This window comes from Sutterella sp. (assembly GCF_052272535.1).
GTDB lineage: Bacteria > Pseudomonadota > Gammaproteobacteria > Burkholderiales > Burkholderiaceae_F > Sutterella.
In genome coordinates, this window is record NZ_DAVZJY010000181.1 from 1 (window position 1) to 4,956 (window position 4,956).

The following is a 4,956-nucleotide window of genomic DNA, read 5'->3' on the forward strand; positions in this document are numbered from 1 at the left end:
AGAATTAGGGCTGGCGCACAACAAGCAATTAGAGCCTGCTACGCGTCAGCCCTGGAAATTTATTGCATCCGGCCTCCGCGGCGGAGATCTCCTCAGGCGTGTTGAGGTTGGCGAACGCCTCCTCCATGCCGAAGACGGGGACCTCCGCGGCACCCAACGCGGCGTACCAGCGCCCGAGCCGGTGCTCGCCCGCGGCGAGTGAACCGCGCGCTTCGGCGAGGCGCTTCGTACGCACGCAGGCGACGGCCCCCTGCTTGTGGTTCTCCGTGCGGATCATGTAGGCGTCGGGGTCGAACCCTTCCCGGGCGAGCTGCGCCTGACGTGCGCGGAAACGCTCGAGGAGGTCGGCGGGCAGAAAGGGAGCGTCGCACGGGGCCGTGAGCACCCACTCCGTCTCCACCACATCCGCGGCCGCCTCCAACGCCGCGAGGGGCCCCGGGAAGGTCGTCTCCTTGTCGACCACCACCCGGACGCCGGGACGGACGAAGCTTGCGGTGTCCCGGTTCGCGGACACCACCACGCTGCTCACCACCGGACCGAGGCGCTCGAGCACGTGCTCGATCAGGGGCCGACCACCCAGGGGAACAAGCGCCTTGTTGACGCCGCCCAGGCGCGTCGCGCGGCCGCCGGCAAAGATGAGAAGCGTCGTGTTCGTACGGGTGATCTCTCCCATGCTGTCTACTCCTTCAGGGCGGGTTTGCTCGATTCCCGGTCGGATTATCCTAACGCCCGTGCTTTTCTGCCGGAGAACACTGAATGGCCGACTACATCACCATCGAAACCGTCTACGACATCCTCGAGCGCTCCATCGCGCCGGTACCGGCGACGGAGCTCCTCCCCCTGAGCGCAGCCGAGGGCCGCATCCTCGCCGAGACGATCACGGCGCCCTTCGACGCCCCCGCCTTCGACAATTCCGCCATGGACGGCTTCGCCTTCCGCGCGGCGGAGCTCGCCCCCGGCGCAGCGGTGCGGCTGCGCGTCGCGGGCGTCTCCTATGCGGGGGCGCCTTTTAACGGAGTTGTCGCCCCAGGCGAAGCCGTCCGGATCATGACGGGCGCGAAGATGCCCGAAGGCGCCGACACCGTGATTCCCTTCGAGCGCACCCGCTCGGAGGAGACGCCCGAAGGCGCCTGGGTGGTGTTCGATGCCCAACGCGTGAAGCCCGGCGAAAACGTGCGGCTTCAGGGTGAGGAGATGCGCGCGGGCGACGCGGTGATGGAGCCGGGCGAAGTCCTCACTCCGGCCTGGATCGGGCTCGCCGCGGTACTCGGGCGCGCGGAGCTCCGCTGCCGGCGCCTCACGGTCGCGCTCTTTTCGACGGGCGACGAGCTCGTCGCCCCGGGCACGCCCGGGCCGCTCCCCGCGGGGGCCGTCTACAACGCGAATTCGGCACTTCTCGCCGCGCAGATCCGCCGCTGGGGTGCGGACGTCGTGGACCTCGGGATTCTTCCCGACGATCCCGAAGTGCAGCGCGCCGCGCTCTCCGAAGCCGCCCGGCGGTGCGACTTCCTCGTCGCCACCGGGGGCGTGGGCGAAGGCGAACACGACTACACGAACCGCGTGCTCGCGGAAATGGGCGGCGGCGTAACGCACCACCACGTGAGCATGCGCCCCGGCAAGCCCTTCTCGTTCGGGCGGATTCCGGGCGAACACCCCGTCTGGTTCATGGCGCTCCCGGGAAATCCAGTCGCCGCCGCGGTCTCGGCCGCGCTCTTTCTGCGCCGGGCGCTCCTTCTCGCCGGCGGCGCGACCGCGCCGCTCAACCTCCCGAAGGCGCCCGCCGTCGCGGGCCGCCGGATCAAGGGGCGCACGGGCCGCACGGACCTCGTGCGCGGCAGGCTTGAGATGGAGGCGGGCCGCCTCGTCTTCACGCCGACCGCGTCTCAGAGTTCGGGGCAGCTCACGACCCTCACGGGCATGAACGCCATGGCGGTGCTCGGCCTCGATTCGGCCGGCGTTGAGGAAGGCGCTTCGGTCGAGTGCCTCCTCATATGACGGATCAGTCCGAGCCGTCGCGGCCCGAGGATCCCCGCTTCACCGGCCGCGGCGGGCACGATCCTGCGCCCTGAGGGATCTTCTCGCTCTGGAAGCGCTTCCAGCGCCCGCCGGCTGCCCGGGCGGCGACGGCGCGCGCGAGCTCCTCATCGCGCCCGGGGCGTCTCGATTCGCCCGCGGCGAGCGCGCGGTTGCGCGTTTCGGCGACCTGCGCGAGAAGCCGCTCCTGGGGATCGGCCGGGTCGGCCACCGGCACGGGAAACACCGCCGTGCCCGCAGGCCCCGGCGTGCGGACGATGATGGGGGGCGCGGGCTCCTGAACGACCGGACCGTGGCCGGCCGCCCAGTTGATCGCGCTCCTCAGGGAGGCGGCCTCGCGCGGATCGAGCTGCGCGGGGACGATCACCTCGCCCGAGAGGCTCGTCACGCCGCGGTATCCCACCCCCTGCATGATGATGCCGTGGTGGCGCCCGTAGACGCGGTCCTCGTGCTGGTGCCCGTGGAAGAGCCACCGGACGCCGAGGCCCTCGGCGAGCTCGTCGATCGCGGCGAAGCCCTTGCGGTGGCAGGCGGGGGCCTCGTGCGTGACGAGGATGTCGGCCTGCTGCCGAATCAGGTTCTGGTAGACCGAGGGGAAGATCGTCGTGCGGTGGCGCCGCGGCAGGCCGCCGCGCCACATGTTCCCCGCGCCCACGCGCCGGATGAAGGTGGCCGGGCAGTAGTAGTTCACCTCGTTCTCGGGCATCCAGACCTGGCCGCGGAAGACGCCGCCCAATCCCGCGATCCTCAGGCCCGCGACCATCGCGACGCGCCCGTGCAGGTTGTGCTGCGCGAGCGCGCTCCGCCAGAGGTTGTCGTAGATCTCGTCCGAGTCGGAGTCGTGGTTGCCGGGAATCCACCAGACGGGGGCGTAGCGCAGCGCCTCCTCAAGCACCTGCTCGAGGGGGGCGGGCGGCTGCATGTCGCCGAGGATCACGAGGGCGTCGGGCTTGTGGAGCCTCGCCGCCTCGTTGATCTGATCGAACACGCCGTGCGGGTCGCCGCAGAAGAAGATCCTCGGCAGGACCTTCGCGCGGTTGGACTTGCGGTGGCGGCGCGGACGCCGCCTCTTTATCTGAACTTCTTCCGTCGCCATCTGCCCTATGAGCCTGCAGCCGTGCGCTCCTGATAGAGCGCGGCGATGCGTTCGGCCTCACGGGCGACCTCCTCGCGCAGCGAGGCGGGTTCGAGAACCTCGACCTTGGAACCCCAGCGGAGGATTGCACCGACGATTTCCGTCGAGTTGGTGTACGGGACCGAAAGCAACAAGGAGCCGTCGTCGTAAGTTTCGGCGCGCTGCTTCGGGTGCCACGTTTCACGCAGGACGTAGTGCGCGACGGCTTCATCGAAGTGAAGCTTCGCGACATGCAGATCCCGGCCGTGGAACAGCCCGTAGCCCGCGTCGAGCTCTCCGCTCACCTCGTCGAGCGTCATGCGCTTGGAGGTGGTCGAAAGGACTTCGGCGCTCTGAATGTTTTCGATCAGGAAGGTCTTGAGCTTCTGCGTCTCGTGGCAGTAGGCGTCCACATACCAGCGGTTGCGGTAGTGCACGAGCCGCTGAGGCGAGAGCTCACGGAACGACGTCTCCTTCGTGCGCAGGGAGTAGTAGCACACGCGCACCCGCCGCTTGAGGCAGAGCGCCGCACCGACCGTCTCGAACGTGGGCGGTTCGCTGAACGGGATGCGGTTGTCCATCACGCGCACGCGGCGCATGAGCTCCCTCGGACCGATGCCGCTCACGGTGAAGAGATCGAGCACGCGCGAGCGGAGGGGCGCAAGCGCGTCGAGCAGCACCGAGGTGCGGTCGTTCTCAAGCTCGCCCAACAGGTCGTAGGCGGACGTGAGGACGTAGAGTTCGTCCGAGGAATACCACTGCTTCATCGTGAGCCGCGGCGGTTCGGCCATCCGCGGACGCACCTTGATCCCGCGCTTCGGACGAACCACGGGTTCCTTCGTGCGCTGGTAGTAGTAGGCGTTCTTGGAGCGGCTGTAGCGGATCGGCGCGTCGAGCTCTTCGCGCATGTAGCGCAGATCGCGCTTGATGGTGGGCGAACTCACTTTCAGCACGGCCGAAAGTTCGTCGAAGGACACGAGCTCTTTTTCAGTAAGCATCCTGTCGATGATCAGGCGGCGCATGCTGCTCTTCATAGGCGGTCTCTGTTTTGGTGGGGGTTGGAGAGAAAGAAGATGGATGGGACCTCCGGAGACTGCCGGCTTCGTAGTATGAGGCCGACGCTCACGGGCTCCCGCGTCGAAAACATGTGGAGCCGCCCTCGTCCATCCGGGCGCAGGCGGCTTCCGGTGCTACGGATTCTACCCGATGCGCGGCGGGCGCTTTTCCGGGAGCGCCGGATGATCCTCGACCGCCCCTCCGCGCTACTGCGCGTCGCGCATGACGTCCACGCCCTCGGGAACGCGGAGCACGAAGCGCTCCGGGTCGGGGGTGCCCGGCGTGAAGCGCGTGAAGCGGATCCGGGTCGCCTGTCCGAAGGCATCGACGAGCCCGAGCGCGTCGGGCAGTCCCGACGCGTCGAAGGCGACCTCGATGCGCTCAAAGCCGCCGGCGGCCTCCCTGGGGGTGAGCAACACCACGCCGGGCTCGGCCACCACGACCCAGTCCGCGGGGATGCGGCCCGCGCCGAAGAGCACCGCCGCGGGCGTGGCCGCCACCGCGTCGGTCATCTTCTTCTCGGTCACCTGCATGAGGTCCTCGTCGTAGATCCGGACCATTTCGCCGTCGCCCACGATGCGCTGTCGGTAGGGCTTGAGGTACTGCCAGTCGAACTTCGAGGGGCGCAGAAACGCGAATTCGCCCGAAGCGGCGCCCGTGCGGCGCCCCTCGCGGGTGATCGTCTCCTGCTCGAAGGCGCCCGAGGCGCACGCCACCCCCGAGAGGAACTTCTCGAGGAGAGTGCGCCCGTC

5 protein-coding genes are annotated in these 4,956 nt (G+C 68.9%); 1 reads left to right on the plus strand and 4 read right to left on the minus strand.

All coding sequences use genetic code 11. The features are described 5' to 3' along the window. Nucleotides 1-28: 28 nt before the first annotated feature. Nucleotides 29-673: a molybdenum cofactor guanylyltransferase MobA gene (gene mobA / locus ACT6Y9_RS08645; protein ID WP_443744241.1), complete on the minus strand. Its 645-nt coding sequence runs from the start codon at nucleotides 671-673 to the stop codon at nucleotides 29-31. Between the two features lie 83 nt (nucleotides 674-756). Between mobA and ACT6Y9_RS08650 the strand changes: the two genes are divergently transcribed. Beyond that, a complete protein-coding gene (locus ACT6Y9_RS08650) occupies nucleotides 757-1,995 on the plus strand; it encodes a molybdopterin molybdotransferase MoeA (protein ID WP_443744242.1) in 1,239 nt (412 codons plus the stop codon). Nucleotides 1,996-1,999: 4 nt separating this feature from the next. Here the strand turns inward: ACT6Y9_RS08650 and ACT6Y9_RS08655 are convergent, their stop codons facing one another. The 3 genes from ACT6Y9_RS08655 to ACT6Y9_RS08665 all read right to left on the minus strand — a co-directional run. Beyond that, nucleotides 2,000-3,130, minus strand: coding sequence for a metallophosphoesterase family protein (locus ACT6Y9_RS08655; RefSeq protein ID WP_443744243.1), 1,131 nt, complete (start codon nucleotides 3,128-3,130; stop codon nucleotides 2,000-2,002). Between the two features lie 5 nt (nucleotides 3,131-3,135). Next, complete coding sequence (locus ACT6Y9_RS08660; RefSeq protein ID WP_443744244.1) at nucleotides 3,136-4,182, minus strand: helix-turn-helix transcriptional regulator; 1,047 nt, start codon at nucleotides 4,180-4,182, stop codon at nucleotides 3,136-3,138. A 228-nt stretch (nucleotides 4,183-4,410) separates the two neighbouring features. Next, nucleotides 4,411-4,956, minus strand: a 546-nt coding sequence (locus tag ACT6Y9_RS08665) for an outer-membrane lipoprotein carrier protein LolA (RefSeq protein ID WP_443744245.1), incomplete at its 5' end; no start/stop codon positions are given.

What these genes read in the sequence shown, in the direction of transcription:
- mobA (WP_443744241.1), bottom strand. Translation starts at nt 673, where the DNA reads ATGGGAGAGATCACCCGTACGAACACGACGCTTCTCATCTTTGCCGGC.
- ACT6Y9_RS08650 (WP_443744242.1), top strand. Translation starts at nt 757, where the DNA reads ATGGCCGACTACATCACCATCGAAACCGTCTACGACATCCTCGAGCGC.
- ACT6Y9_RS08655 (WP_443744243.1), bottom strand. Translation starts at nt 3,130, where the DNA reads ATGGCGACGGAAGAAGTTCAGATAAAGAGGCGGCGTCCGCGCCGCCAC.
- ACT6Y9_RS08660 (WP_443744244.1), bottom strand. Translation starts at nt 4,182, where the DNA reads ATGAAGAGCAGCATGCGCCGCCTGATCATCGACAGGATGCTTACTGAA.